The sequence below is a fragment of the Ilyobacter sp. genome (assembly GCF_041583315.1).
Taxonomy (GTDB): Bacteria; Fusobacteriota; Fusobacteriia; order Fusobacteriales; family Fusobacteriaceae; genus Ilyobacter.
Genome location: NZ_JBFHGC010000517.1, coordinates 1 through 2,081 on the forward strand (window position 1 = coordinate 1; position 2,081 = coordinate 2,081).

General features: G+C 37.2%; 2 protein-coding genes. Both read left to right on the plus strand.

Annotated elements, in window-relative coordinates:
* Positions 1-208 precede the first annotated feature (208 nt).
* Entirely contained in the window at positions 209-1,594 is a 1,386-nt protein-coding gene (gene dgt / locus ABZA26_RS13660; RefSeq protein WP_372715048.1) for a dGTP triphosphohydrolase, read from the plus strand.
* A 44-nt stretch (positions 1,595-1,638) separates the two neighbouring features.
* Positions 1,639-2,081, plus strand: a 443-nt coding sequence (locus ABZA26_RS13665) for a hypothetical protein (RefSeq protein WP_372715049.1), incomplete at its 3' end; no start/stop codon positions are given.

The window sequence follows — 2,081 nt, forward strand, 5'->3', positions numbered from 1 at the left end:
AAGAAAATACAATGTCTGAGCGCAGCGAGTTTTGTATTTTTAGTAAAATTTATTATATTTTAGCTTGGACAAGACAAGGCTTGATTTTTGGTTACTTTTCATCAAGGAAAAGTGACAGCAATTCTATAGAAATTCAGTAATTTATTTAATAAATCAAGAAAAACTAAGCTTAGAAATATAAACTTTAAAAATCAGGGAGGAAGAAAGTATGATGAACTGGAAGCAGCTTATGAAACCAACTAAATTTCGACCTGGAAAAGATGAAGAGAGAACGGCCTTGAGCGAGTTTAAACAGGACTATTCTAAGATTATATTCAGCTCATCTTTTAGAAGACTTAAAAACAAAACTCAGATACACCCGTTAGATACCAATGATTTCATAAGAACCAGGCTGATACACTCTCTTGAAGTTTCCACCATAGCAAGTGAGATCGGAGGAGTGGTGGAGTCAGAACTAATAAAACAGGGTGAATTTCCTGTGGAGATGAGAGAATGTATGGGAAGTGTCTTAGAGGCGGCTTCACTTCTTCATGATGTTGGGAATCCTCCCTTCGGACATTACGGGGAAATTATAATACAGGATTTTTTTACAGAATATTTTGAAAATAAATTTGATGAAAATATAGATTTTTACGGAGAAAAATGGACTGAAGCAGAACTTAATGATTTTAAGAAATTTGAAGGCAACGCTCAGACTTTAAGGGTTATAAGCCGGCTGCAATACATAAGAGACGAGTACGGCTTAAACCTCACATTTCCAACTATGGCCTCTATAATGAAATATCCTCGCTCCTCCTCTCAGGGGAATTCTCCTGGACGTGGGATAAGCTATAAAAAATTCGGATATTTTCAGAGTGAAAAAAAACCTTTTGAGAAAATAGTATCAGAACTTGGGATAAAAATGGGAGGAGATGTAAAAAGGCATCCTCTTGTATTTTTATTAGAGGCATCTGACGATATAGCTTACCTGGTTGCAGATATAGAGGATGCAGTGAAGAAAGGGATACTCACTCCAGAGAGGGTAAAAAAGGTAATAGAAAAATACCTGGATTCAGAAAATGAAAGAGAGAGGGAAATCTTGGAAAGTCTAGGAGAGATAGAGATAGATCATCTTTATCCGGACCCGCGAGAGATCCCGATGCAGATATTCCGTGTAAAAATACATAAATTTATGATAAGTGAGACGGCAAAATCTTTCTTAAATAACTACAAAGATATAATGAGTGGAAGCTATGAAGGTGAACTTTTGGATTCTTCTGAGGCGGTCCACCTGAAAAATGCATTTAGGGAGATACTCTCTATAATAATAAGCGATAAGGATGTAATAAAGCTCGAGATAGGAGGAGACAGGGTACTGAGGGTCCTTTTGAGGGAGTTTACAAATGCCGTAGTGTCTCCGAAAAAAGATCGGGTAGGAAGCAAGGAAGAGAAGCTATATAGGCTTATGTCGAGCAATTACAGATTTTTGAAAGACAGATATCCATATAAAAACAGGCTATACAATGAACTGAGGCTGGTGACTGATTTTATCTGCGGAATGACGGATTCCTATGCCCTAGAGCTTTATCAGTCAATAATGGCAATAAAATTTTAGCCCCTATAGGGGCTTTTGTTTATTGTGTCACTGGAGGTGAACAGTTGGAAACTACCTATCTTGCAGCGTTGGAAATATTAATAACCGGCCTGGCCTTTTGCTATCTTCCTGTAGGAATAGCCACTGCTGTTTCAGTTTGTGTTACTGGAGTAATTTTTTTGAGAAAAAATAGATCACATCTTTTATGGATAATTCCGCTTTTATTGATGATCAGAATTTTTACTGGGACGGATATGGGCAGTCATGCCGTGGGAGAAAATCTCATCCTCAAAGTTAACGGAGGGAATAGTAAAATAGAAAGAATAAATGGAAAGATCCCTAGAAAAGAGCTGTATATTTACGGGAATGGCCTGGAAAATGGTAAATCTGAAATAACAGGAAAACTCAAGGGGAAGATTCAAAAAGGGAACAGGGAATATCTGCAGCTTGAATCAACTCATATGAATTCCATACCAAAAGGGGTTGTCAATAGGTATCTGGATGAAAA

What these genes read in the sequence shown, in the direction of transcription:
- dgt (WP_372715048.1), top strand. Translation starts at nt 209, where the DNA reads ATGATGAACTGGAAGCAGCTTATGAAACCAACTAAATTTCGACCTGGA.